Origin of the sequence: Mesorhizobium qingshengii, assembly GCF_900103325.1 — a bacterium.
Taxonomy (GTDB): Bacteria; Pseudomonadota; Alphaproteobacteria; order Rhizobiales; family Rhizobiaceae; genus Mesorhizobium; species Mesorhizobium qingshengii.
This window is the reverse complement of the sequence record NZ_FMXM01000010.1, coordinates 73,249-99,500: the sequence shown is the minus strand read 5'-3', so window position 1 is coordinate 99,500 and position 26,252 is coordinate 73,249. Positions and strand designations below refer to the sequence as shown.

At 63.8% G+C, this 26,252-nt stretch carries 19 protein-coding genes; 8 read left to right on the top strand and 11 right to left on the bottom strand.

Features of this window, described 5'->3' with window-relative positions; translation table 11 throughout:
• Window positions 1–37 precede the first annotated feature (37 nt).
• Window positions 38–499 carry a MerR family transcriptional regulator gene (locus tag BLS48_RS17415; RefSeq protein WP_091579713.1) on the bottom strand — a complete coding sequence of 154 codons (462 nt, stop codon included), beginning with the start codon at window positions 497–499 and terminating at the stop codon, window positions 38–40.
• Window positions 500–955: 456 nt separating this feature from the next.
• Here BLS48_RS17415 and BLS48_RS17410 point away from each other — a divergent pair, with 456 nt between their 5' ends.
• The 4 genes from BLS48_RS17410 (at window position 956) to BLS48_RS17395 (ending at window position 8,333) form a co-directional block, all read left to right on the top strand.
• Window positions 956–4,996: a peptidoglycan-binding protein gene (locus BLS48_RS17410; RefSeq protein ID WP_091579710.1), complete on the top strand. Its 4,041-nt coding sequence runs from the start codon at window positions 956–958 to the stop codon at window positions 4,994–4,996.
• A gap of 192 nt (window positions 4,997–5,188) precedes the next feature.
• Window positions 5,189–6,112, top strand: a complete 924-nt coding sequence (locus BLS48_RS17405) for a sulfite exporter TauE/SafE family protein (RefSeq protein ID WP_091579708.1) — start codon at window positions 5,189–5,191, stop codon at window positions 6,110–6,112.
• Complete coding sequence (locus BLS48_RS17400) at window positions 6,112–6,906, top strand: TIGR02186 family protein (RefSeq protein WP_091579705.1); 795 nt, start codon at window positions 6,112–6,114, stop codon at window positions 6,904–6,906. Before BLS48_RS17405 ends, BLS48_RS17400 begins: the two co-directional genes overlap by 1 nt.
• Before the next feature lie 170 nt (window positions 6,907–7,076).
• A complete protein-coding gene (locus tag BLS48_RS17395; protein WP_091579702.1) occupies window positions 7,077–8,333 on the top strand; it encodes an Hsp70 family protein in 1,257 nt (418 codons plus the stop codon).
• A 9-nt stretch (window positions 8,334–8,342) separates the two neighbouring features.
• On the opposite strand, the gene BLS48_RS17390 is transcribed toward BLS48_RS17395, so the two are convergent.
• The gene (locus BLS48_RS17390) at window positions 8,343–9,239 is read right to left on the bottom strand and encodes a LysR family transcriptional regulator (protein WP_091579699.1); all 897 of its coding nucleotides are present in this window, start codon (window positions 9,237–9,239) and stop codon (window positions 8,343–8,345) included.
• 278 nt (window positions 9,240–9,517) lie between these two features.
• On the opposite strand from BLS48_RS17390, the gene BLS48_RS17385 reads away from it, so the two are divergent.
• From BLS48_RS17385 to BLS48_RS17375, 3 genes are read left to right on the top strand one after another with little or no spacing between them, the layout of a single operon-like run.
• Window positions 9,518–12,448: a molybdopterin oxidoreductase family protein gene (locus tag BLS48_RS17385; protein WP_167365126.1), complete on the top strand. Its 2,931-nt coding sequence runs from the start codon at window positions 9,518–9,520 to the stop codon at window positions 12,446–12,448.
• A complete protein-coding gene (locus BLS48_RS17380) occupies window positions 12,445–13,179 on the top strand; it encodes a 4Fe-4S dicluster domain-containing protein (protein ID WP_091579697.1) in 735 nt (244 codons plus the stop codon). The genes BLS48_RS17385 and BLS48_RS17380 overlap by 4 nt, the downstream gene beginning before the upstream one ends.
• 5 nt (window positions 13,180–13,184) lie before the next feature.
• Window positions 13,185–14,120 (top strand): dimethyl sulfoxide reductase anchor subunit family protein, encoded by a 936-nt coding sequence (locus BLS48_RS17375; RefSeq protein WP_091579694.1) that lies wholly within the window; start codon window positions 13,185–13,187, stop codon window positions 14,118–14,120.
• Between the two features lie 7 nt (window positions 14,121–14,127).
• Here the strand turns inward: BLS48_RS17375 and pdeM are convergent, their stop codons facing one another.
• The 5 genes from pdeM to BLS48_RS17350 form a co-directional block, all read right to left on the bottom strand.
• Complete coding sequence (pdeM, locus tag BLS48_RS17370) at window positions 14,128–14,844, bottom strand: ligase-associated DNA damage response endonuclease PdeM (RefSeq protein ID WP_091579691.1); 717 nt, start codon at window positions 14,842–14,844, stop codon at window positions 14,128–14,130.
• Entirely contained in the window at window positions 14,841–17,375 is a 2,535-nt protein-coding gene (locus BLS48_RS17365; RefSeq protein ID WP_091579688.1) for a ligase-associated DNA damage response DEXH box helicase, read from the bottom strand. The genes pdeM and BLS48_RS17365 overlap by 4 nt, the downstream gene beginning before the upstream one ends.
• Before the next feature lie 125 nt (window positions 17,376–17,500).
• Window positions 17,501–18,361, bottom strand: a complete 861-nt coding sequence (locus tag BLS48_RS17360; RefSeq protein ID WP_091579686.1) for a C40 family peptidase — start codon at window positions 18,359–18,361, stop codon at window positions 17,501–17,503.
• Between the two features lie 74 nt (window positions 18,362–18,435).
• Entirely contained in the window at window positions 18,436–18,786 is a 351-nt protein-coding gene (locus BLS48_RS17355; protein WP_091579683.1) for a MarR family winged helix-turn-helix transcriptional regulator, read from the bottom strand.
• A gap of 127 nt (window positions 18,787–18,913) precedes the next feature.
• Window positions 18,914–20,278 (bottom strand): leucyl aminopeptidase family protein, encoded by a 1,365-nt coding sequence (locus BLS48_RS17350; RefSeq protein ID WP_091579679.1) that lies wholly within the window; start codon window positions 20,276–20,278, stop codon window positions 18,914–18,916.
• A 126-nt stretch (window positions 20,279–20,404) separates the two neighbouring features.
• Here BLS48_RS17350 and BLS48_RS17345 point away from each other — a divergent pair, with 126 nt between their 5' ends.
• The gene (locus BLS48_RS17345; protein ID WP_091580054.1) at window positions 20,405–21,226 is read left to right on the top strand and encodes a tetratricopeptide repeat protein; all 822 of its coding nucleotides are present in this window, start codon (window positions 20,405–20,407) and stop codon (window positions 21,224–21,226) included.
• 88 nt (window positions 21,227–21,314) lie between these two features.
• Here BLS48_RS17345 and BLS48_RS17340 read toward each other — a convergent pair whose 3' ends face one another.
• Genes BLS48_RS17340 through BLS48_RS17325 form a run of 4 tightly spaced genes read right to left on the bottom strand, consistent with a single transcriptional unit; the run spans window position 21,315 to window position 26,214 of the window.
• Window positions 21,315–22,337: a type II secretion system F family protein gene (locus BLS48_RS17340; protein WP_091579676.1), complete on the bottom strand. Its 1,023-nt coding sequence runs from the start codon at window positions 22,335–22,337 to the stop codon at window positions 21,315–21,317.
• A gap of 9 nt (window positions 22,338–22,346) precedes the next feature.
• Complete coding sequence (locus tag BLS48_RS17335) at window positions 22,347–23,360, bottom strand: type II secretion system F family protein (protein WP_091579673.1); 1,014 nt, start codon at window positions 23,358–23,360, stop codon at window positions 22,347–22,349.
• Window positions 23,361–23,389: 29 nt separating this feature from the next.
• Window positions 23,390–24,895, bottom strand: coding sequence for a TadA family conjugal transfer-associated ATPase (locus BLS48_RS17330; protein WP_091579671.1), 1,506 nt, complete (start codon window positions 24,893–24,895; stop codon window positions 23,390–23,392).
• 29 nt (window positions 24,896–24,924) lie between these two features.
• Complete coding sequence (locus BLS48_RS17325; protein WP_091579669.1) at window positions 24,925–26,214, bottom strand: CpaE/TadZ family protein; 1,290 nt, start codon at window positions 26,212–26,214, stop codon at window positions 24,925–24,927.
• Window positions 26,215–26,252: the final 38 nt, after the last annotated feature.

The following is a 26,252-nucleotide window of genomic DNA, read 5'->3' as shown; positions in this document are numbered from 1 at the left end:
GGTCAGGAGTCCGACAGCGTCGGACTCAGCAAATGGCTTAGCTTGCCGCGCTCGCCTGTGGCACCGAACGCTCGGCCAGCATCTGGCGTACCGCCGACATCGAGCCGCTCAGCTCGTTGATGGCGTCGTCGATCAGCGCCCGCTGCTTCTGCAGGCGGGCAAGCTGCTTTTCCGACTTGTCCAGCGCAAGCCGCAGTTGCTTGGTGTTGGAACCGGTCGGATCGTAAAGGTCCATCATCTGCTTGACGTCGCGCAGCGAGAACCCGACCTTGCGGCCAAGCAGGATCAGCTTCAGCCGAGCCTTGTCGCGACGCGTGTAAAGACGGGTCGAACCGTCACGCTGCGGGTTGAGCAGGCCCTTGTCTTCGTAGAAACGCAGCGTGCGCAGCGTCACGCCATATTTCTTGGCCATCTCGCCGATGCGGACGAGGTCCTCACCGGCTTCGACAGATACATTATTGGTATTGGCCGCGGTCTCGCCGGCCGAGATAAGCTTCATGGTCACTGGCTTTCCCCGTCTGGTGGCGTCGCGGCCCTGGACCGTGCGTCGCCTGACTGGAAGCGGGGGCGTGCTTCCGGTCGTGGTTTCAACAAACAAATCGCAAACAGCACGCTTAATGCGCCTTTTACGTTTACGTCAATTCTATACCGATAGCCGCCTCATGACGCAAGGGCGTTCTGCGGGCGGAGCTTTATGCCGCACCGTCAGGCCGGCAGCCAACATCCTTGCAACTTCTTAAGCTTGGTTAACGCGTTGTTTACCACGTTGGGCGAAATGTGGGCGCGTCGGCTACCCGTGTTTATCCTGTATCGAATTTTTCACGGTTTTTCGGAGCGCGGGTGAGAACCCGGGAAGCTTGTCTTCCACCGCGGCAAAGCCGCCCGGTCGCCTCGTTCCGGCAGGGACTTGGGGAGTTGGCCACCAAGCCAGCCATTCTGAAAGACGGACGCACAGATGAACAGCAAGCGGTCCTATCTCGATACACTCAACGCCGGCAGGCAGCGCAGGCCGCAGACCACGCTCGAGCAGTTGAACCGCTCGCTGGAGACGCTGGAACAGCGACTGGAGCGAACCCGCGAGGACCCGATGGGTCGTCCCGATCCGCGCCAGTATGGCGCCGACGCCCGCTATCCCGCCACCCGGCCCGCCGGCCAGCAGCGCTGGTACGAGGACCCGCAGCAGGCGCCGCGCCCGCAGAGCCCGATGCAGCCCGCCGCCGCTTTCGAGCAGAATTACCAGGCCATCGCGCGCGACATCGATCGCGTGCGCGGACAGGAGGACGGCGTTGCCATGGTCGGCAAGATCGCCAGCGAATTGCGCGGCATGCGCGAGGAACTGCGCCACCAGATGACCGCCGGGCTGCAGCGTGAATTCGAAGCGCTGCGCAAGGACATAGAGCGGGCCTTCCAGTCGAACGCGACGCCAGGCGGCCCGTCGGGTGTCCTGGCCAAGGGCAGCGCCGAACTCGGCCTTGAGTTCGAGAGGCTTTCCGGCGCCATCCAGACGCTGGCCGAGAAGAGCGACGACAGAAGCGTCAACATGCTGCGGCTCGAACTCGAGCAGGTCAAGGCGGCGCTCGACACGCTGGCGCGCGAGGAGAGTGTGCAGAAGGTCGATCGCCGCTGGGATGATTTCGACCGCCGCTGGACGGCCTTCGAGGATCGCGTCGATGCCGACCAGCGCAAACGCTCGGACGGCCCCGGCCTGTCGATGCTGACCGACCGGCTGGAGCAGATCAGTAACGCCGTCAACAATCTGCCGGAATCGCTGTCGCTGCGCTCGCTCGAGGACAAGGTACGCACGCTTGCCGGCGCCGTCGACCACTTCGCCAGCCAGCAGGACAATCGCGGCAGCGACACGCTTGGCATGATCGATGAGCGGCTGGACGAGATTTCCCGCGCCATCGTCGCATCGACCGTCGCGGCGCAAGCCAATTCATTCGACCATGAGGCTTTCGAGCGCATCGAGAAGCGGATCGACTCGCTTGCCGTACAGATCGAGGAAGTGGCGCAGGATCGCCCCGGCAACGCGGTCATGGACCGCCTGAACACGCTGTCGAGCCGGGTCGACGAGCTCGCTGGTCGCGCCAATCTGCCCGAGCAGGCGATGGAGCGCCTGGCCAAGCAGATCGCACTCATCGCCGACAAGATCGACCAGGCGCCTGCCATGCCGGACGCCGACTATATCTTCCATGGGCTGGAGCAGCGCTTCGACGTGCTGTCCGGCATGATGGAACGCCGCCAGGGTGACGCCATCGAACAGGGCAACATGCTGTTCCGCGATCTCGAGCGCCGGCTGGACGAAGTTGCCGACAGGCTGGACGAGCGCATGCCGCAAGTCGACAGCGCCGGCATCATGGACGCCATCGACGCCCGCTTCACCGCTCTGGCCCAGCGCATCGAAACGCGTGTTCCCGATCCCGCCGGCGAAGCAGCGATCCGCGGCCTGGAAAGCCGGCTCGAAGACATTTCAAGCCGGCTGGACGCCTCCGCCGCGCAAGTGGCCGGCATCGATCCAGCGCTGATCCGAAGCCTGGAGGCGCAGGTCGCCGGCCTGTCCGCCCATCTTTCCAAGCCCAGCACGCCGCTGCCGGAATTCGAGGACATCAGCCCGCGCCTCGACGAAATCGAAAAGTCGCTGGCCGGAACCCGCGATTCCATCCTGGGCGCGGCGCGCGAAGCGGCTGAGAACGCGGTGCGATCGCTGGCCGGTTCGAGCGCCAACACGACGGCCGTTTCCGGCCTTGCTCAGGACCTGAAGACGCTCGAAGCGCTGACGCGGCGCTCGGACGAGCGCAATTCGAGAACGTTCGAGGCCATCCACGACACGCTGCTCAAGATTGTCGACCGGCTTGGCTCGCTGGAGCCCGGCGAGCCAGTCGAGGCGGTGAGCGAACTCCTGGACGCGCGACCCGACGAGGCGGCCGGTAGGCGCCGCGCGCGGCAGTCCAAGATCGCCGTAAACGCACCGTCGATGGACATCGACGAGCCAATGCCGTTGACCGGAGACATGGCCGATCTCGATGACCGCGTCGCCGCCATCATGCGCAACGAACCGGGTTCGGGCAGCGACCTGGGTACGCGTAGCGACCTGGGTACGCGCGGCGACTTGGGTACGCGTAGCGACCTGAGCACGCGCACGCCGGCCGAGGCCGCCGCTGCCGCGGCCATGGCAGCCCTTGGTTCCGACACGATCGCTGACAGTGGCGAGCCGGCTGGTCGCCGCAAATCGATGTTCGGCGGGCTGGCCCGAGCATTCAGGGGCAAGAAAGAGGCGGACATTCCGCCGCTGGCCGGCTCGGCGCCGAGCGCTCCGATCCCGAGTGTCGACCTCGACGAGCCACTCGATCCGAAAATGGCCAACCGGCCGCTGGAGCCCGGCTCTGGCGCACCGGACCTCAATGCCATCATGAAGCGCGTGCGTGACGAGCGCGGCCAACCGGCCAAGCCCAGCGACACCGATGCCGCCAAATCGGACTTCATCGCCGCGGCGCGGCGCGCGGCGCAGGCCGCCGCCGCCGAGGCCGATGCCCTGAAACGTCAGTCGACGATGACCGGACCGGTCAAGGCACTGCGGATCGGGGACCTGCTCAAGACGCGGCGCAAGCCGATCCTGATGGGGTCGACCGCGATCTTGCTGGCACTTGCCGGCTTGCAACTGGGCAAGGCTTTCTTCGCCGATTCCGCGCAAGTGGCGAGCAACGACGCCGCACCGATCGTGGCTTCCCAACCGGTGCAGACCGCCTCACTCGACACCGCAAGCCAGCCGAAGGCGGATGCGCAGCCCCCAGCACAGGAAACGGCGCCGGCCCGTGTCGTCAGACAGGCCGCGCCGTCCGAACCGGCAACCAAGGACGACATGGCGACGCAAGCCACGATGGCAACGCCACCAGGCGTCGAGCCGTCGATGGATGCGGCACCGACAGCCGAGCCCGCTCCCGCGCCTGTTGCTTCGGCTATGCCCGCCGATGCTGGCGCGGCGGCGTCCGGCACGACAGCCTCGGCTGCTTCGGCGCCGATCGCCCCGGCCGCGGAAGCAACCGATGCCGACACCGGCACCCAGCCGATCGCGGCTGCGCCAGCCACGGACACCACAGGCGCGGTCCCGCCGGCGGACGCTTCCCCGGCGGCTGCGGCCAAGATCGACATTCCCGCCAACGCCGGCCCGGCCGCCTTGCGTGACGCAGCCGCCAATGGCGATGCCAAGGCGCTGTTCGAGATCGGCTCGCGCTATGCCGAGTCGCGTGGCGTCAAGGAAGACATGGCGGCGGCCGCCAAGTGGTATGAGAAGGCGGCGGAACTCGGCTTCGCGCCGGCCGAATACCGCATCGGCAATTTCTACGAAAAGGGCATCGGCGTCGCCCGCGACATCAAGAAAGCCAAGACCTGGTACCAACTCGCCGCCGAGCAGGGCAACGCCAGCGCCATGCACAATCTGGCCGTGCTGTTCGCCATGGCGGCGGACGGGGTGACCGACAATGAGTCGGCCGCGCACTGGTTCCAGGCGGCCGCCGACGTTGGCGTCAAGGACAGCCAGTTCAATCTCGGCATCCTCGCCGCCAAGGGGGTCGGCATGAAGCAGAACCTCGAGGAATCCTACAAATGGTTCGCTCTCGTCGCCAAGACAGGCGACAAGGATGCGGCGGCCAAGCGCGACGAGATCGCCAATGCGCTGCGGCCAGAGCAGCTCGAACGCGCCCGCGCCGCGGCCGAACTGTGGAAGGCCAAGCCGCTGGATCCGGCGTCCAATTCGGCGGACATTCCCGAATCCTGGCAGAACGACACGCCGCAGACGACCGCCAGCATCGACATGACGAAGGCCATCCAGAACATCCAGCGCATTCTCAACAAGAATGGCTACGATGCCGGCGGCGCCGACGGCAAGATGGGCCAGAAGACGAAGACCGCGATCATGGCTTTCCAGACCGACAACAAGATGCCGGCGACCGGCACGATCGATGAAAAACTGGTCAAGGCCCTGCTGGCGCGCAAATAACGGCGGATGCGTCGCTTCCACGACGCCCTTGCCACACATTTGCCTGTTAACTGATTGAGATGTTTTTTGTTTCGGCGGTGCGGCGTGGTTTGACTTCGTAGCACCTCCGGCGCAAGAACAAATTGGCTTGTCGGAGCAAGATGCCCGCAACGGTTGCATTCGCCGGCAGGCAGAACTGATCGAGACAGACGGGTGGGCATCTATCTCCCGATCGCGGAAATTTCCGTCAACGTCTTCGTGCTGCTGGCCATGGGTGCGGCAGTGGGTTTCCTGTCGGGCATGTTCGGCGTCGGCGGCGGCTTCCTCATCACGCCGCTGCTGATCTTCTACAACATACCCCCGGCGATCGCGGTCGCCACCGGCGCCAACCAGGTCATCGCCTCCTCCTTCTCCGGCGTGCTTTCGCACATGAAGCGAGGGACGCTCGACTTCAAGCTCGGCGGCGTGTTGCTGGCCGGCGGCATCGTCGGCTCAACCGGTGGTATCTACGTCTTCGCCTTCCTGCGCAGGCTCGGCCAGCTCGACCTGTTCATCTCGCTGCTGTACGTCGTGCTGCTCGGCACCGTCGGCGGGCTGATGCTGGTCGAAAGTGTCAACGCGCTGCGCGCCACGCGCAGTGGCGCGGCACCGGCGCTGAAGAAATCCGGCCAGCACAACTGGATCCACCGCTTGCCGCTGAAGATGCGATTCAGGGCCTCGAAACTGTTCGTCAGCGTCATTCCGGTGCTTGGTCTGGGAGCCGGCATCGGCTTCCTGTCGTCGATCATGGGCGTCGGCGGCGGCTTCATCATGGTGCCGGCGCTGATCTATCTGCTGAAAGTGCCGACCAACGTCGTCATCGGCACCTCGCTATTCCAGATCATCTTCACCTCCGCCTACACGACGCTGGTCCACGCCACCACCAACCAGACGGTCGATGTCGTGCTGGCTTTCCTGTTGATGGCGGGCGGCGTGGCCGGCGCGCAATATGGCGCCAAGGCCGGCCAGAGGCTGCGCGGCGAGCAGCTCAGGGCGTTGCTGGCGCTGCTTGTGCTGGCGGTGGCGATCCGGCTTGCCATCGATCTCTTCGTCACCCCGCCCAATCTCTATTCGCTGTCCGGTGCGGACCTCAACTGATGCCGGCACCGAAAGCGTTCGCAACCGCCATACTCCTGTCGTTGCTTGCCGCCGCCGTGCCGGCGAAGGCGCAGACGCCTTTGCCACCGGAAGGCATCCAGATCGGGCTCTCCACCGACAATGTGTCGATCACCGCCGGCTTTTCCGGGGCCGACCTCACAATCTTCGGTTCACTGGAAAACCCCGACCCGCTCGTTGCCCGCCAGGGCCGCTACGATGTCATCGTCGTGCTCGAAGGCCCGCCGCGTCCGGTGGTGGTGCGCCGCAAGGACCGGGTGCTCGGCGTCTGGGTCAATCTGGACTCCGAGACTTTCGAGAACGTGCCGATGTCCTATTCGGTGGCGACGACGCGGCCGCTGCAGGACATTACCGAACCGAACAGCTACAAGCAGCTGTCGCTCGGCGCCTCCAACCTCTACATGCAGCCCGCCGATGCCGGCGACAGCCCGGCGACCATCGAGGAATTCACGGCGGCCCTGCGCGACCGCAAATCGGCGACCGGCCTCTACAGCGAGAATGTCGGCGGCGTGCAATTCCTGTCGCAGAACCTGTTTCGCGCCACCGTCAGGCTGGCGCCGAATGTTCCGGTCGGCACCCACAAGGCGCGTGCCTTCCTGTTCAAGAGCGGCCTGTTCATCAAGGAAAGCTCGGCTCAGCTCGAAATCCGCAAATCCGGCTTCGAACAATCGATCTTCCGCGTCGCCCACGACTATTCCTTCCTCTATGGCGTCTTCGCGATCTCGCTGGCCATGATAACGGGCTGGCTCGGAAGGCTGGTCTTCCGAAAAGACTAGATCCCCGCCGAAAGGGGTTTCCCTTTCCCGGGCCATGCGATAGACCGCCGCCTCCCGGCGCGGCGAGCGCGCACGACATTTCAGTTCGGCAGGACGGTTCGGTCACCCCGGACAACGGCGCATGCGAAGACGCCGATCCGCTGCCCCAAGGACAATGACAGGACGTTGCGATGCGACCAGCATTCGGCGGTATCGACTTCGGCACTTCGAATTCCACCGTGGGCGTGGTCCGCAACGGGCAGCCTCGCCTTGTCGCGCTGGAAGATGGCCAGGTCACGCTGCCAAGTGCCGTCTTCTTCAACTTCGAGGACAACCGCACCTGTTTTGGCCGCCACGCCATCGCCAACTATACCGACAGCGTCGAAGGCCGCTTGATGCGCTCGCTGAAGAGCGTGCTCGGCAGTTCGCTCGCGCACGAAAAGACGCGCATCAAGGCGCGCTCGATCGGTTTCATGGAGATCATCGGCCTGTTCCTCGGCCATCTCAGGAAGAAGCTGGAGGAAGACGCCGGCGATGCCGTCGAGACCGTGGTGCTCGGGCGCCCGGTCCAGTTCGTCGACGACGATGCCGAAGCCGATGCGAATGCCCAGCGCGAACTCGAAAAGGCAGCGCACGCCCAGGGCTTCAAGCATATCGCTTTCCAGTTCGAGCCGATCGCGGCGGCGCTCGACTATGAGCAGAAGGTGACGCGCGAGGAACTGGCGCTGATCATCGACATGGGCGGCGGGACGTCTGACTTCTCGATCGTGCGCGTCTCACCCGAGCGCTCCCGCTCGCTTGACCGCAAGGACGACATCCTGGCCAGCCGGGGCATCCATATCGGCGGCACCGATTTCGACCGGCTGCTGAGCATCGCCCATGTGATGCCGCAGCTCGGCCACCTGACCCCGACCAAGGACGGCAAGCGCAATCTGCCGGCCAGCTACTTCATCGATCTCGCGACCTGGCAGCGCATCAACCTGGTCTACACCGCCAAGGCGATGACGCATCTGCGCCAGATCCGCTATGAGGCCGAGCGCGCCGACCTGGTCGACCGCTTTATCCACATCGTCGAGCACCGCTACGGACACGCGCTGGCGGCACTGGTCGAAAAGGCCAAGATAGAGCTGACCGACAGGCCATCCGCCGAGGTCGCGGTGAAGCTGCCGGGCGTGGAGTTCGCCGCCGACATCACGCGCGCCGGGCTGGAAGCCACGATTGCCAGGGACATTGAGCGGGTCACCGCGACGGTCGGGCAGACCATCCGCGATGCCCAGGTCAAGCCATCCGACATCACCGCGGTGTTCCTGACCGGCGGATCGACCGCGATCCCGCTGGCGAGACGGGAAATCCTGTCGCTGGTGCCGCGGGCTTCCGTCATCGAAGGCGACATGTTCGGCTCGGTCGGGCTTGGCCTGGCCTTGGATGCCCAGCGGAAGTTCGGCTGACCCCGTTCGTCAGGTTGTTCCGACGGTTTCGGCGCCGAGATGTGCCTTGAGCGCCATCTGCGCCAGGCTTGCCTGGCGATCGCGGTGGGTGATCATGGCGAAGTCGCGTTTCGGCAATTCGAGCGGCACGGCTCTGAGACTGCCCTCGGCGACGGCGCGCGCGACGACAAGCTCCGAAATGATGGTGGCGCCGGCGCCCGCCTCCACCGCCTGGCGAACCGCCTCGTTGCTCGGCAGCACCAGGAATATTTGCAGGTCGGCGAGCGAAATCCCCTCGCGGCGCGCCTGATCCTCCAGCACCTCGCGCGTGCCTGAACCACCCTCGCGGATGATCCAGCGCAGCCCCCTGATGTCAGGACGACCGGGCGACAGTTCGGCGATCTCCGGATGCGAGCTGGCGACGACCAGCATCAGCCTGTCGACATCGACCTTGGTGCGGCGCAGGATGTCGGATTCCGTGCGCCCCTCGACCAGGCCGAGATCCGCGGCGCCGTCGAGGACATTCGCCTCGACCTGTCTGGTATTGCCGATGGTGACGCTCAGCCTGACGGCGGGATAGGCCTCGTGGAAGGAAGCCAGCCGGCGCGGCAGCCAATAGCTGGCGATGGTCTGGCTGGCGGCGATCGAGAGGCTGCCGGTGACCGTCTGCGAAACATGTTCCAGCACGTTGCGCGCGGCGGCGGCTCGTTCCAGTACAGCCTTGGCTTCTGGCAGGAACCGGTGTCCGGTCTGGGCAAGCTCGATGTTGCGGCCGACACGGTTGAACAGGTGGACGCCGTGTTGTTCCTCAAGCGCGCGTATGGCCGCCGACGCCGCCGACTGGGAAATGCCCAGCAGCTCCGCCGCCTTGGTCATGTGGCCGCGCTCGGCGACGGCGACGAAAATGCGCAACTGGTCCAGGGTCATGCGCGCATTAAGAACCAATTTCGATTGAATTTACAAGAACAACTGATTAGACGGATCGATAGCTTTATTCTACGTTTTCGAGTGAAGTTAGAAAAAATTCGCCAGCGGATCGCAGAGAATTAAATGATCGGGCGGTTCAGATCCTTGTTTGCGCATTGGACCCGGGGCATCCGGCGACGGCTGGCCGGCGATCGCTATCACCCGGAAGAGCATTACATGCGTGGCCCCGGGCCGAAGACGCGAGCCAAGTCCGCCGGCCGCGCGGGCACCACCGGATCATGATGCAAGGACCGCCGCGCGGCGCGAATTCGTCCCCATCGCAGCGCCCGCTTGCCGACACGCGCGCGCCCGACGAGGGCGACGGCGTCGACACATCACCAAGTATTTCCGACAGCATCGCCAAGACGACCTGCTACATGTGCGCCTGCCGCTGCGGCATCGATGTGCACATCAAGGACGGCAAGGTCCGCTACATCAACGGCAACAAGGACCATCCGGTCAATCGTGGCGTGATCTGCGGCAAGGGCAGTTCCGGAATCATGCAGCATTACAGCCCGGCCAGGCTGAAGAAGCCGCTGCTACGCACCGGGCCGCGCGGCTCGGGTGAGTTCCGCGAGATCGAGTGGGAGGAAGCGTTTTCGATCGCGACGGAACGACTCTCCGCCATCCGACAGACCGACCCGAAAAAGCTCGCCTTCTTCACCGGGCGCGACCAGTCGCAGTCCTTGACCGGCTGGTGGGCGAGCCAGTTCGGTACGCCAAATTTCGCCGCCCATGGCGGCTTCTGCTCGGTGAACATGGCGGCCGGGGGCCTCTATACGATCGGCGGTTCGTTCTGGGAGTTCGGTGAGCCCGACTGGGACAACACCAGATATTTCATGCTGTTCGGCGTCGCCGAGGATCATGATTCCAACCCGATCAAGATCGGCTTGGGCAAGCTCAAGGCGCGCGGCGCCAAGGTGGTGTCGATCAACCCGTGCCGCACCGGCTACAATGCGATTGCCGATGACTGGATCGGCATCCGCCCCGGCACAGACGGCCTGTTCGTGTTCGCGCTCATCCATGAACTGCTGAAGGCCGGGCGCGTCGATCTCGATTATTTGCTCCGATATACCAATGCTCATGTGCTCGTGGTGCAGGAGGCGGGTGCAGCCGATGACGGGCTGTTCGTGCGAGACGCCGATGGCAATCCGCTGACCTGGGACAGGGTGGCGAAGACGCCGGTCAGCGCCACCGATGCCAGCGCCAAGCCGGCGCTGACCGGTAGTTTCACCGTCGATGGCCGCCGTTGCACGCCAGTGTTCCAGCTCATTGCCGACCGTTACCTCGACGGGAGCTATGCACCCGATGCGGTCGCCAAGCGTTGCGGTATCCCCGCCGATACGATCCGCAGGATCGCAGCCGAACTTGCCCATGTCGCCTTCGAACAGACGATCGAACTGCCGGTGGCGTGGACCGACTGGGCCGGGCGCCGGCATGAGACGATCAAGGGCCGGCCTGTTTCGATGCACGCCATGCGCGGCATCTCCGCCCATTCGAACGGTTTTCATACGTGCCGCGCCATCCATCTGCTTCAGGTGCTTCTCGGCACGGTGGATGTCCCCGGCGGCTTCCGCTTCAAGCCGCCCTACCCCAGATCGGCGCCGCCGGGTCCGAAGCCTTCGGGCAAGACCGTCAAGCCGATGACTCCGCTCGACGGCATGCCGCTCGGTTTCGTCTGCGGGCCGGAAGACCTGCTGGTCGATGAGGCCGGCACGCCAACCCGTATCGACAAGGCCTATTCGTGGGATGCGCCGCTGGCAGCACACGGGCTAATGCACACCGTCATCCGCAATGCCTGGGCCGGCGATCCCTACAGGATCGACACGCTGATGATGTACATGTCGAACATGGCGTGGAATTCCTCGATGAACACCGTCGAGACCATCGCGATGCTGACCGACAGCGATGACGCCGGCAACTACAAGATCCCCTTCATCATCTATTCCGACGCCTACTATTCCGAGACCGTGCCATTTGCCGACCTGGTGCTGCCGGACACAACCTATCTCGAGCGCCACGACTGCATCAGCCTGCTCGACCGGCCGATCAGCCACGCCGACGGACCGGGCGACGCCATCCGCCATCCCGTCGTCGAGCCGGACCGCGACGTCCGGCCGTTCCAGTCGGTGCTGATCGAGCTCGGCGCACGGCTCGGCCTGCCCGGTTTGGTCGATGAGGACGGCTCGGCCAAATATCGCGACTATGCCGACTACATCGTCAATCATGAGCGGACGCCCGGCATCGGGCCGCTTGCCGGCTGGCGCGGCAAGGACGGCGCCGCGATCGGCAAGGGCGAGGCCAATCCTGAACAGTTGCAGCGCTACATCGACAATGGCGGCTTCTGGCATCACGATTTCGCGGACGACCAGCGCTACTACAAGATGGCCAACCGCTCCTATCTCGACTTCGCCGAGAGCATGGGCTTCATCCCCAAGGCGGAGCCGATCATCTTCCAGCTCTATTCCGAGCCGTTGCAGCGCTTCCGCCTGGCAGCACGCGGCCATGGCCGCGTGCTGCCACCACAGGGCGATCGCCCGCGTATCGAGACCTACATGGACCCGTTGCCGTTCTGGTACATGCCATTCGAGGAGGCGGTCATCGATCTTGAGAAATATCCCCTGCACGCGCTGACGCAGCGGCCGATGCACATGTATCACTCCTGGGGCTCGCAGAATGCGTGGCTGCGGCAGATCACCAGCCAAAACCGGCTGTTCGTGCATCACCGGACGGCTGCCGGTCTCGGCCTGGTCGATGACGACTGGGTGTGGATCGAAAGTATCAACGGCAGAGTGAAGGGGCAGATCAAGCTGGTCGACGGGGTGAACGAAAGCACGGTCTGGACCTGGAATGCGATCGGCAAAAGACGCGGCAGCTGGGGGCTGAAGGACGATGCGGCCGAATCCAACCGCGGCTTCCTGCTCAACCACATCATCGGCGACCAGACCACGGCCGACGCCAACGGCAAGCGCTATTCGAATTCCGATCCTGTCACCGGCCAGGCGGCATGGTTTGATCTGCGCGTGCGCATCGTCAAATGCCCGGCGGAAGAGGCTGGCTTTACCGAGCCGCAATTCGAGCGCTTCCGGCGGCCGCCGCATTTCGAGCCCTCGCCGGACAAGCTGACTTTCGGCGCAGAATTCCGCGGGGCAAGGGAGGCGGCCGAATGACCTGTCTGCCCAGTCAAGGCGGCAAGAAGCTCGGCCTCGTCATCGACCTCGACACCTGCGTTGGCTGCCAGGCCTGCGTCACCGCTTGCAAGGAGTGGAACACCGGCGGCCACATGGCGCCGCTGACCGACATTGATCCCTATGGCGGCACTGTCGACGGCGTCTGGTTCAACCGCGTACACGCTTATGAGCACACCACCGAGATGGGCGGGCGCACGGTCAATTTCCCGCGTTCCTGCCTGCATTGCGAGACGCCGGCCTGCGTCACCGTCTGCCCGACCGGCGCCTCCTACAAGCGGGCCTCGGACGGCATCGTGCTGATCGACGAGGACAAGTGCATCGGCTGTAAATTGTGCAGCTGGGCCTGCCCCTATGGGGCGCGCGAATTCGACACCGATGTCGGGGTTATGAAGAAATGCACGCTGTGCGTCGACCGGATCTACAATGACAATCTGGCCGAGGAAGACCGCGTGCCGGCCTGCGTCGCCGCTTGCCCGACCAGTGCCCGACATTTCGGCGATCTCGGCGATCCCCTGTCGGCGGTCTCGCAACTGGTGGCGGAGCGTGGCGGCGTCGACCTGATGCCGGAGCTCGGCTATCAGCCGACCAACAAATACCTGCCGCCGCGCGCTCATACGCAACGCGCCGCATCGGTGCCCGCCCCGGCGCTGGAGCCGGTGCGGACCGAAGGCGGCTTCCTCGGCTGGGTCGACCGCATGCTTTCGAACTGACATCCATGCATCCAGCCTTCTCCGTCGTCTTCTTCACCACCGCCACGGGCGCCGGCTACGGCCTGTTGGCGCTACTGGGTATGCTCGGAGGGTTCCAGATCATCCCGCCCGATTTCTGGCTGGGCTTCATCGGCATGGGGCTGGCTCTTGGGCTGATCGCGGCGGGACTGTTGTCCTCGACCGGCCATCTCGGCCGGCCAGAGCGCGCCTGGCGGGCGTTCTCGCAGTGGCGCAGTTCATGGCTGTCGCGCGAAGGTGTCGCCTCGGTCGCCACCTTCGTGCCGGCAGGACTGTTCGGCATTGGCTGGGTCGCGCTCGGCAAGACCGGTGACTGGGTCGGCATCGCCGGGTTGGTGGCGGCCTGTGGTGCGGTCATCACCGTCTGCACCACGGGCATGATCTATGCGTCGCTGAAGCCGATCGCCCAGTGGCACAGCCGCTTCACCCTGCCCGGCTATCTCATCTTCTCGGCAATGACCGGCAGCGTGCTCTTGAATGCGCTGCTGCAGGGTTTTGCCGTCGGTTCGAAAATGCTTCTGGTGGCTTGCTTACTGCTGACCTTGCTCGGCTGGGGCTGGAAGCTGGCGACATGGCGATACAACGACGCGCTAGAGATCCCAACCACCGCCAACACCGCGACAGGACTGGTGGGCGGCACGGTGCGCTCGCTGGAATGGCCGCATACCGAGGAAAACTACCTGCTCAAGGAAATGGGGTTTCGCATCGCGCGCAAGCACAGCGCGCGGCTGCGCCAGATTACGCAGGTTCTGGCCTTCGCCTTGCCCGTCCTGCTGCTCTCCGCCACATTCGCCTTGCCGTGGTCCTTCGCGGCGGTGCTTTCGGTTCTTGCCGCGATCGCTCAGCTCTCCGGCATGCTGGTCGAACGCTGGCTGTTCTTCGCCGAGGCGAAGCACACCGTCATGCTCTATTACGGAAGGTAGCGCTGTTTCAGCCGGGTCGCAGCATCGACCGCGAGATGGCAAAGATGCGGTCGGCGCCAAGCATGTAGGCCATCAGCGTTTCCAGCCGGAACAGCCCGGCATAGGCGCGGTCGAGCACGTTGAGCGAGCCGGTATAGGCGCCGAAGGCCGGCATGATCATGCGGCCACCGTCGCCGGCAAAGCAGCGCCGCCGCACCGAGCGGCCGCGCTGCACGATGCGGGCGCAGGGGTGCAGGTGGCCCGATATTTCGCCTTCGATGCGCACCTTCGATGGCTCGTGCCGGAACAGCAGCGAGCCAATGGCGAGTTCGCTCACTGTCTCACCAGGCAGGTCTGCAGGCGCTTCCGGATCATGATTGCCGGCGACCCAGAACCAGTCACGGCCTGATATCAGCGCTTCCAGCCGCTCGCGGAAGCTGGCATGCATGCGCTCGGCGCCACCGCCATCGTGAAAACTGTCGCCCAGGCTGATGACGATCGACGGCTGGTAGTCGGCGATAACGGCCTGCAATCTGAGCAAGGTCGCGCCGGTGTCGTAGGGCGGGATCAGCGCACCGCGTCGTGCCAGCGACGAGCCTTTTTCCAGATGCAGGTCCGATACCGCCAGCAGCCTGAACTCGGGAAAATAGAGCACGCCGCGCGGGTCGCAGACCGCGCGTTCGCCGGCGATGCCGACAAGGTCGGCCTCGGCAATCAGCGATGCGCGCGCCAGCGAAAAATTCATTCCTCGATCATCCCCGGTCCCATGGCTTCCTCGACCAGCGTCGCCGCATCCATCAGCAGCGTTTCATCGGCTTCGCCGTTCACCGGCATCTTGCCGATCTCGAGCATGATCGGCACGGCAAGTGGCGATATCTGTTCGAGATTCTTATGCATGATTCGACCCTGGATGCGCGAGAGCATGTCGCCGAGTCTGCTGACATCGAGCAGACCGGTCGCCGCATCGGCGCGTGTCGCCTGAAGCAGGATGTGGTCCGGCTCATGGCTGCGCAGCACATCGTAGATCAGGTCGGTCGACACAGTGACCTGACGGCCGCTTTTCTCCTGGCCCGGGTGACGTTTTTCGATCAGGCCCGAGATCAGCGCGCAATTGCGGAAGGTGCGCTTGAGAAGCCAACTGTCCGCCAGCCAGGCTTCGAGGTCATCGCCCAGCATATCCTGGTCGAAAAGCGCACTGAGCGAAGGTTTCCCGGCTTTGAACATCGCGCCCATGTCGCCTAGTGACCATATGGCCAGTGCATAGTCGGTGGCGACAAAGCCGAGCGGCCTGGCTCCCGCCCGGTCGAGACGGCGTGTGAGCAACATGCCTAGCGTCTGGTGGGCCAGTCTTCCCTCGAACGGATAGGCCACCAGATAATGGCGGTTGCCGCGTGGAAAGGTCTCGATCAGCAGGTCATCGCGTTTGGGCAGCACCGATTTGTCGGCCTGAAACCGCAGCCAATCGGCCACCTGTTCCGGCAGCTTCTTCCAGCGCTGCGGGTCGTCCAGCATGATACGGACCTGCTCGGCGAGGTAGGTCGAAAGCGGGAATTTGCCACCACCGTAGTAAGGCACCTTGGCGTCGCTGCCGGGTGCGTTCGACACGAAGCACTCATTCTCGCGGATGCCCTCGAAACGCAGGATCTTGCCGGCGAACATGAAAGTGTCGCCATGCGTCAAGGTTTCGAGGAAGGCCTCCTCGATCTTGCCGAGGACCCGGCCGCCGCGTGAAGCCGCGCCCTTGCTGCCGGCCTGGACGTAACGCACATTGAGCGCCGGCACTTCGATGATGGTGCCGACATTCAGTCTGTATTGCTGGGCAACACGCGGATTGGACACCCGCCACAACCCGTCCTTATTCAACCGGATACGGGCATAGCGCTCGTAGTTCTTCAGCGCATAGCCCCCGGTGGCGACGAAATCGATGACGCGGTCGAAGGTCGGCCGATCAAGACTGGCATAGGGTGCCGCCGTTCGCACTTCCTCGAACAGATCATCGGCGCGGAACGGCGCGCCACAGGCGCAGCCCAGGATATGTTGCGCCAGCACATCGAGGCCGCCATTGACGAGCGGCGGCGTATCCTGCGCGCCCAGATAATTGGCATCGAGCGCTGCCCGGCATTCCAGCACCTCGAAACGATTAGCCGGGATGAGGATCGCCTTGGACGGTTCGTCCATACGGTGGTTGGCGCGGCCGATACGCTGCGCCAGCCGGCTCGCCCCCTTAGGTGCGCCTACATGGACGACGAGATCAACATCCCCCCAGTCGATGCCGAGGTCGAGCGTCGAGGTGGCGACGATGGCGCGCAGCGCGTTCTCGCCCATCGCCTTTTCGACCCGCCGGCGCTGAGCGACGTCGAGCGAGCCGTGATGCAGCGCGATCGGCAAAGTGTCCTCGTTGACCCGCCACAATTCCTGGAACAGCAACTCCGCCTGGCTGCGGGTGTTGACGAACAGCAGGGTCGTCTTGTGGCGCTTGATCTCGCGGTAGATTTCCGGCGTGGCGTAGCGGGCCGAATGCCCTGCCCACGGCACGCGCTCTTCCGAATCGAGGATGGAGATTTCGGGTTTCGCACCGCCCGTGACGACAATCATTTCGGCCATGTCGCCCGGTGGATTCTGGCTGACCAGCCAGCGCCGCAACTCGTCCGGTTCTGCCACCGTCGCCGACAGCCCGATTGTCTGCAGGCCGGGGACAAAGCTGCGAAGCCGCGCCAGCCCAAGCGCCAGCAGATGTCCGCGTTTCGACGTCACCAGCGAATGCAGTTCGTCGAGCACGACGTAGCGCAAGTCCTCGAAGAAGCGCCCGGCATCGCCTGCCGCAATCAGCAACGCCAGTTGCTCGGGCGTGGTGAGCAGAATATCGGGCGGCACCAGCTTCTGGCGCTGGCGCTTATGCGCGGGCGTGTCACCGGTGCGCGTCTCAATGATGACGGGCAGCCCGATCTCTTCCACCGGCTTGCCGAGATTGCGCTCGATGTCTACGGCCAGTGCCTTGAGCGGTGAGATATAGAGCGTGTGGATGCCGCGATGCGCCTGGCCCGGTTTTCGCCTTGGCCGATTGGCCAGTTCGGTCAGCGAAGGCAGGAAGCCGGCCAACGTCTTGCCGGCTCCGGTCGGCGCGATCAGCAACACCGATTGCCCACCTTGAGCCCTCGCCAGCAACTCGAGCTGGTGGGCGCGCGGCGACCAGCCCTTTTCGCCGAACCATTTGATGAATGGTTCGGGCAGGGTCACAGTGGCATTCTGTTGGGCAAGGCGCGGCTGCTCTGTCACGTGCCAGAGGTAGCGCGACGACAGGCAATCGCCAAGAAAAATCGGAACAAAAGGGGATCGAAGGGCTTTTTCGCTGATGCATGTCGTTACCCCAAAAGCGGTGCTCACTTTTGGGCGACAGGCATTCAAGGCCGCCGAAAGCCGGTCGGGCCGCCATAGAGGTAGCCGATGCGGGCGACGGCGTCCTTCAGCCCCTCGCGTGACACCAGCATGGTGTGGCCATTGGCATGGATCATGGTGTCGGCGTCGATCATGACAGCGACATGGCCTTTCCAGAACACCAGGTCGCCGCGGCGCAGCCCCGAGAAATCAGGGCCCGGTTCAAGCGGCTCACCGAGTGTCGCCGCCTGCATGTCGGAATCACGCAGCACGTTTTTGCCGGCCATCCGCATCGCCAGTTGCACCAGGCCCGAGCAATCGATGCCGAAGCCGGAAGTGCCGCCCCAGAGATAGGGTGTGCCGACAAACATCTCGGCCACCGAAACATAGTCGACGGCCACATCACTGAGCGGCCTCAAATGGCCTGCGATCATCGCCTCGCCGGAAGGCAGAACGGCATAATGCGTGCCGCGTGTTTCGGCAGACCCCGTCACCGTTACAGTCGATCCCATCGACAGCTGTCCCGCGATCGGGAAGCGCAGATCCGGACCTGGATAGAGGAAGGTGCGCGGCACCGACACGATGTGAGTGGGTGCATCGTCCCGCCCGCCCAGCATGGTGTCGGCGACGTAGCCGACATAGTCATCGCGCTCGGCCTGAACCCAGGCCCAGCCCTCGGAGACCTCGAAGACGAGGACATCGTCGCCGAACAGGAGTTGCGTGTTGACGCCGGCATCCGGTCGCGGCGCCTTGCGCAAATCTGCCACGGATGCGGTGATCCGCGCCGGGCGACCGGCGACGAAGCGGTCGGCGACAACTTCGCCCTTCAGCCGTGCATCGGCAAGATCGGAACGGAAAGCGTGAAGGCGTGCATCCCTGGCGGTCAAATCGGCAACTCTGCTTTACTTTGTTTGCGCATGATCTTGTCCGAAAACCGGTTCCCACTTTTTGGGATCATGCTTTAAATCGGCAGTTCGTGGGCTTTGGCGATGATACCATCGCCGAAGCGCTCGACAAAGAGCGCGCCCTCGACCGTGCGCTTGATCAGAACATTACGCTTGTCGAGCTCGTCGCGATGGCGCGACACCAGTTTCAATGCACCCATCGTATCAAGCGCGCGGGTGATCACCGGCTTGGTGACATTGAGGCGAGCGGCGAGGCCGCGCACCGTGTGTGGCGGCGGATCGAGATAGATGGTGAACAGGATCGCCGTCTGGCGCATGGTCAGATCGGGCGCGTCCTCGCGCACCTGCGACAGCATCACTTGCTGCCACAGTCGCAAGGCCTGGCTCGGGCGCATCACAATCGACATCCGGCCAGCATGACGACAAATTGTTTCGGTTCCGTTTCAGTCGCGAACCCTTCTTGTTGAAACAAAATCTTACCCGAAGGCCGGTTCCCACTTTTTTGCTTCGCTGCCCTTCGGTTCGGAATTATCGTTAGCCGTAGCGTGTCGAGATGATCCGCTCCAATGCCCGAATACCTTGCGCCTCGCCACCGGCAGGCCCATGCGCACGATCGGCGGGGTTCCAGGCGAAGATGTCGAAATGCGCCCAACTCGCGGTCTTCTCGACAAAGCGCTTGAGGAACAGCGCCGCGGTGATAGAGCCGGCGAAACCGTCCGTGGTGACATTGTTGATGTCGGCGATCCTCGACGACAGTTTCGCGTCGTAAGGCCGCCACAACGGCATGCGCCACAGTGGATCCTCGACCGTCAGCGATGCCGCGGCCAGTTCCGAGGCCAGCGCCTCGTCACCGGTGTAGAACGGCGGCAGGTCAGGGCCGAGCGCGACACGGGCAGCTCCGGTCAGCGTCGCCATGTCGACCAGCAGCTGCGGTTCCTCCTCGTCGGCAAGCGCCAGGGCGTCCGCCAGCACCAGCCGCCCTTCGGCGTCCGTATTGCCGATCTCGACGGTGATGCCCTTGCGGCTCGTCAGCACGTCGCCGGGCCGGAAGGCGTTGCCGGCGATCGAATTCTCGACGGCGGGAATGAGCACGCGCAGCCGCACCTGGAGCCTGGCGGCCATGATCATCGAAGCCAGACCAAGCACATTGGCGGCACCGCCCATGTCCTTCTTCATCAACAGCATCCCGGTCGACGGCTTGATGTCGAGACCGCCTGTGTCGAAACAAACGCCCTTGCCGACCAGCGTCACCTTCGGCGCGCTTGGCGGCCCCCATCTCATGTCGATCAGGCGCGGCGCGCCGGCAGACGCACGGCCGACGGCATGGATCATCGGGAAATTCTGCTTGAGCAGATCGTCGCCCTCGATCACGAAGACATCAGCCTTGTGCGCCCCGGCCAGGGTCCGCGCCGCCTTCTCCAACTCTTCCGGGCCCATGTCGCTGGTCGGCGTATTGACCAGATCGCGCGTCAGGAAGACGCCGTCGGCGATGCGGCGAACACGCCCCGCATCGACCCCGGTCGGCAGCTCGAAACGCAGCGCCTTGCCAGGCTTCTTGCCGTATCGGGTAAAGACATAGCCGCCGAGCGCCAACGCGATTGCCGCGAGTTCCGGTTCGGCCGGTACCGAAGCGAAATGCCAGTCGCCTTCCGGCAGGGCTTTCGACAGCGCGCCGAGAGCGAGCGCACCCTCGCTCTCACCGACACCGAACAACGCACCGCCGACCGCACCGTTCTCAGCGGGTACGACCAACGTCTTGCCCACCTCGCTTGAAAAGCCATTCGCCTTGGCCCAGGCGACAGCGGATGGCGCTAGACCGGCGGTCTCCAGACCGTCCCTGGCGACAAGGTGGACCGGCAGCGCACCCTGCATTTTCTTTTCGACGAGTTCGACAGGCATTCAATGTTCTCCGTCCGACGGGTTCCTGAGTCGGCGTTCTTAACCATCCGTTAGGGTTAACAGAATATTTCTGCGGGAGGAAAGACGGCCACGCAATGGCCGCGCATGAATGGAGGCCCGGTGCCGATGCCTACCAACCGCACGATCAACGCCACGGGAAAGCGGCTCATCACCACGGCCCTCATGCTGGCGCTCGCGGCTGGCGTTGCCGGCTGCGGAACCAGCAAGCTCACCACCGGCTCGATCGGACGTACCAGCGGCAAGCCGCTGGAAACCATGTCAGCGGGAGAACTGCACACCGCCACCGCGTCGCTTGGCCAGTCTTACGCCAGGAACCCCAACGACAAGCGAATCGCGACAAACTTCGCCGCCGCGCTGCAAATGGACGGCGACGCCGACCAGTCGCTTGCCGTCATGCGCAAGCTGGCGATCGCCTTGCCGAAGGATCGTGACGTGCTCGCCGCCTATGGCAAGGCGCTGGCCGCCAATGGCCAGTTCGAAGCCGCGCTGGACGCCGTACGCCGCGCTCAGACGCCGGAATATCCCGATTGGAGACTGGTGTCGGCCGAAGCGGCCATTCTCGACCAGATCGGCCAGAAGGCTGACGCCCGCCAGCTTTACCGCAAGGCGCTCGAACTCAAGCCGAACGAGCCTTCCGTGCTCTCCAATCTCGGCATGTCCTATGTGCTGGAAGGCGACCTGCGCACGGCTGAAACCTATATGCGCTCCGCCGCGCAGCAGCCTAACGCGGACAGCCGGGTCCGTCAGAACCTGGCGCTGGTCGTTGGCCTGCAAGGCCGTTTCGACGAAGCCGAGAAGATCGCCTCGCAGGAACTGTCGCCCGAACAGGCGCAGGCAAACGTCGCCTATCTGCGCCAGATGCTGGCTCAGCAAAATGCCTGGAGCCAACTCAAGGATCAGGATAAGCCCAAGTCCGCGACCAACTGAGGCGACGATCTGCAACGACCCTGAACGAAGAAGCCGCGCTGCGTTCAGCGCGGCTTCTTCGTCTTTCGTGGAGGGACATGCCTCGCCGCTACTTGGCAGATGATGCCGATCCCGAATGATCGCCGAAGATGCCGCGCTGGCTGACCTGGATACCGGCAGGACCCAGGATGATGGCGAAAAGCACCGGCAGGAAGAACAGGATCATCGGTACGGTGAGCTTTGGCGGCAAGGCAGCGGCCTTCTTCTCGGCCGCATTCATGCGCATGTCGCGGCTTTCGGCGGCAAGCACGCGCAATGCGAGCGCCACCGGCGTGCCGTAACGTTCTGCCTGAACGAGCGCCTGCGAGACCGACTTGACCGATTCCAGGCCAGTGCGGCTTGCCAGGTTCTCGTAAGCCTGCTTGCGCTCCTGCAGATACGAAAGCTCGGCGTTGGTGAGGATGAATTCTTCCGCCAGCGGCACCGATTGCGCGCCGATCTCGTCGGCGACCTTGCGCAGGGCCGCTTCCACCGACATGCCCGATTCGACGCAGATCAGCATCAGGTCGAGCGCGTCCGGCCATGCCATCTGGATCGACTGCTTGCGCTTGGTGGCACGGTTGTTGACATAGACGACCGGTGCGTAGAAGCCGCCATAGGCAACGAGGATACAAACGAAAAGCTTGATGACGAGCGGCTTGTCGGGCAAGCCGCCGAGCACGAACAGGTAGACCAGCGCCAACCCGAAGCCGACAAAAGGAAGCACGAGGCGGAAGAAAAGAAAACGCGTCAGCGGATTCTGCCCGCGAAACCCCGCCACCTTGAGCTTCTGCAAGGTGCCCTCGTCGGCCAGTGCACGCCGCAGGTCCAGCCGGTCGACAATGTTGCGCATGCCAACCGACTGTTCCTCGCGCAGGCCCTTGCGACGGCGATCCGCCTCGACGGCAAGCCGGGCGCGCTGCTTGGCACGCAGTTCGTCGCGTTCCAGCGCAACCGATTTCATGCGTGACTTGAGCTGGTTTCCGCCAAACGCCGGCAGCAAGGTGAAGACAGTGGCAAATACCGCTATGCCGACCAGCAGCGCTATCAGGAAGCTCGGATCCGTCAGGGATTTGACGACTTGGTCGGTCATACTGACATCCTAGATATCGAAGTTCATCATCTTGCGCATCACGAGGATGCCGATCGACATCCAGACCGCCGCGCAACCAAGGATCAGGTTTCCAACGCTGGTGTTGAACAGCGGCATCAGGTAGGTCGGGCTCGACAGGTAGACCAGGAACGCGACGATGAAAGGCAGCGCGCCGATGATGGCGGCGGAGGCCTTCGCCTCCATCGACAGTGCCTGGACCTTGGCTTTCATTTTCTTGCGATCGCGCAGCACACGCGAAAGATTGCCCAGCGCCTCGGAGAGATTGCCGCCAGCCTGGGATTGAATCTGGATGACGATGCCGAAGAAGCTTGCCTCCGTGCAAGGCATGGTTTCGGGCATGCGCAATGTCGCATCGGGGATCGACAGGCCCATCTGTTGCGAATCGACGATGCGGCGAAACTCGGTCTTCACGGGCTCTGGAGATTCATTGGCGATCAGGCGCACGGCATCGTTCAGCGGCAGGCCGGATTTGACCGCGCGCACGATGATATCGAGCGCGTTTGGAAATTCGTTGAGGAACGCCTTGACCCGTCGGGCGCGACGAAACGAGACGAACCAGCGCGGCAGGCCGAGGGCGCCGACCAGCAGAACACCTGGCAAGAGGAACAAGGGAGCTCCGGCCACAAAGGCGACAATCGTCAATGCGAGGCCGCATATGGCGGAGTAGATATAGAAGCGCTCGACGGTGATTTTCAGGCCGGCCTGACGGAGTTGGGCTTTCAGCGGCGGTTTCTTGACGGCGCTGTCCTTGGACTTCTGCTTCGCGTCGAGCTCGTTCAGCGAATCCTGAACCGATTTGCGCCGCTTGGCGGCTTCCGCAACGCGGTCACGTGAGGCCTTGACGACGGAACGATCCGTCTCGGCGGTCTTGATCGTTTCAAGCCGCTTGCCGACCTGTTTCTCGTTGCTGATCCGGGTGAACAGGAATGCATAGGCGACCGCGCCGGCGCTGAGGCCGGCGAGCACGACAAACGCCAGTACCGTGCCGTCAATTCCGAACATTGGCCAGAACCTTCACGCCTCCAGATGCGTCAGTCAGCGCGTTTCTCCATCGCCTCGAGCGCGATGGCGAGGCGCTGCTCCTCACCATAATAGCGAGCCCGCTCCCAGAAATGCGGGCGGCCGATGCCGGTCGATACATGCTCTCCCAGCAGCCTGCCATTGGCGTCCTCGCCCTTGATGTTGTAGAGGATGATATCCTGCGTGATGATGACGTCGCCCTCCATTCCGATCACCTCGGTGATGTGGGTGATGCGACGCGATCCGTCGCGCAGGCGCGCCGCCTGGATGATCACGTCGATAGAGCCGACAACGATTTCGCGCACGGTCTTCTGCGGCAGCGAATAGCCGCCCATTGCGATCATGGATTCCATACGGTTCAGACATTCGCGCGGACTGTTCGAGTGGATCGTTCCCATCGAGCCGTCATGGCCGGTATTCATCGCCTGCAGAAGGTCGAACACTTCGGGTCCGCGCACTTCGCCGACGATGATGCGCTCGGGCCGCATGCGCAGGCAGTTTTTCACGAGGTCGCGCATCGTCACCTCGCCCTCGCCCTCGAGATTGGGTGGACGGGTTTCAAGGCGCACGACATGCGGCTGTTGCAATTGCAACTCGGCCGAGTCCTCGCAGGTGATGACGCGTTCGTCGCGATCGATGTAGTTGGTCAGGCAGTTGAGCAGCGTCGTCTTGCCGGAGCCGGTACCGCCCGAGATAACGATGTTGCAGCGAACACGACTGATGATCTTGAGAACCTCGGCTCCCTGCGGCGAAATGGCGCCGAACTTGACCAGCTGATCGAGCGTCAGCTTGTCCTTCTTGAACTTGCGGATGGTGAGCGCGGCACCGTCGATGGAGAGCGGCGGCGCGATGACGTTGACACGGGAGCCGTCGGGAAGACGCGCGTCGCAGATCGGGCTGGATTCGTCGACACGGCGGCCAACCTGGCTGACGATGCGTTGGCAGATGTTGAGGAGCTGCTGGTTGTCACGGAAGCGGATGCCGGTCTGCTCGACCTTGCCGTTGACTTCGATGTAGACGTTCTTGGATCCGTTGACCATGATGTCGGCGATGTCGTCGCGTGCAAGCAACGGCTCGAGCGGCCCATAGCCGAGCACATCGTTGCAGATGTCCTCGAGCAGTTCTTCCTGCTCAGCGATGGTCATCGCGAAATTCTTGATCGCGATGATGTCGTTGACGATGTCGCGGATTTCCTCGCGGGCGCTTTCGGGATCAAGCTTGGCGAGCTGCGACAGATCGATCGTATCGATGAGCGCGGAGAAAACCTGGCTCTTGGTGTCGTAGTAGGTCTCGCTCTTTTCGCGCTGTGCCCGCTTCGGCTCCGGCGCCAATGGCGGCGCCTCGACGGCGCGGCGAGCCGGCGGCGCGACAGGTGCGCTTGGCGCTGGAGCCGTGGGGCGGGCTAGAACCGCCGTATCCACAGACCCTGCAGCCGCCGGCGCGACAGGCGCCGGTGCTGGCTGGCGAAATTCCGGCTTGAACCGGTTTCCGTCGTCGCTGCCTCTTTTACCAAACATGATCGGCTACCGATTCCACCGCTGAAGGGTCACTTCTTGTTGCGCGAGAGTTTGCCGAGCAGGGTGCCAAGCCCCGCTTTTTTCTTCGGCTTGATCTCACTGCGCCCGGTCAGCACATGCGCAATTTCGTTGATCATTGCGACGACCGGGTTCTTGGCATCCATTTCACCGAGCATGCGTCCGTTGTTGGCGGCATTGCCGAACAGCAGCGGATCGAAACCGATCACCGACATCGGCGACAAGCCAAGCGGCTCGGCGAAGTCGGATGGCGAAATCTCCGGGCGTTTGGGGACGCCAGCCTGGTTGATGATCAGCTTCGGCGGCCGGTCGTTGGGACGAAGCCGCTTGAGCATGTCGACCAGGTTCTTGGTGTTGCGCAGATTGGCCAGTTCCGGCGTCGCGGTGATGACGATCTCGTCGGCCTTGATCAGGGTGTTCTTGGCCCAGCCCGTCCAGACATGGGGAATATCGAGCACCAGGAGCGGCACGCTGCGCTGGGCGGTGTCGATGAGCTGGGCGAAGGCCTCGGGATCGAAGTCGTAGACCCGTTCCAGGGTCGAAGGTGCGGCCAGCAGCGACAGGTGCTCGGCGCACTGGGTCAGCAGCCGGTCGAGATAGACCTCATCGATGCGTTCGGGTGAAAACACCGCCTCGGCGATGCCCTGAGCCGGGTCCTGATCGAAATTGATGTTGGCCGTGCCGAAAGCGAGATCGAGGTCGGCGACGACCACTTCGGATTTGAACAGCGAGGACATCGCCCAGGCCACATTGTGGGCAATCGTCGAGGAGCCGACGCCGCCCTTGGCGCCGACAAAAGCGATCGCGCGGCCGAGTGGTTCGGCTTCCGGATCGACGAAAATCGACGACACCACGCTGACGATGTCGGCCATCGAAACCGGCGCGATCACGTATTCGGAAATGCCGTTACGGATGAGCTCGCGATAGAGGCCGACGTCGTTGTAATGGCCGATCACCACCACTTTCGAGGTCGGATCGCAATATTCCGAGAGCTGGGCGAGCTGCTCCAGCAGTTGCTTCGGTTCGCTGCGCGATTCCAGCAGGATCAGGTTGGGTGTCGGCGCCGACTGGTAGAATTCGATGGCCGTGGGGACGCCCCCCATATGAACCTTGAGGTGCGCCTTCGCCATGCGTCGGTCCTCGCCGGCACGCTCGACGGGATTTGCAACCCCCTCGGTCTCGCAGAATGCCTGGATCGAGATGCGCGGAATCGGCCGCAATGCCTGCATCGCGGCGATGTCCTGCTGCGAGGTGTCGCCGCCATCCACCGAAGCGTCGTAGGCAAGGTTGCTCATGGTCATGCTCTTTCCCGTGGCCTGTTCTATCCGAGACTGGCGTG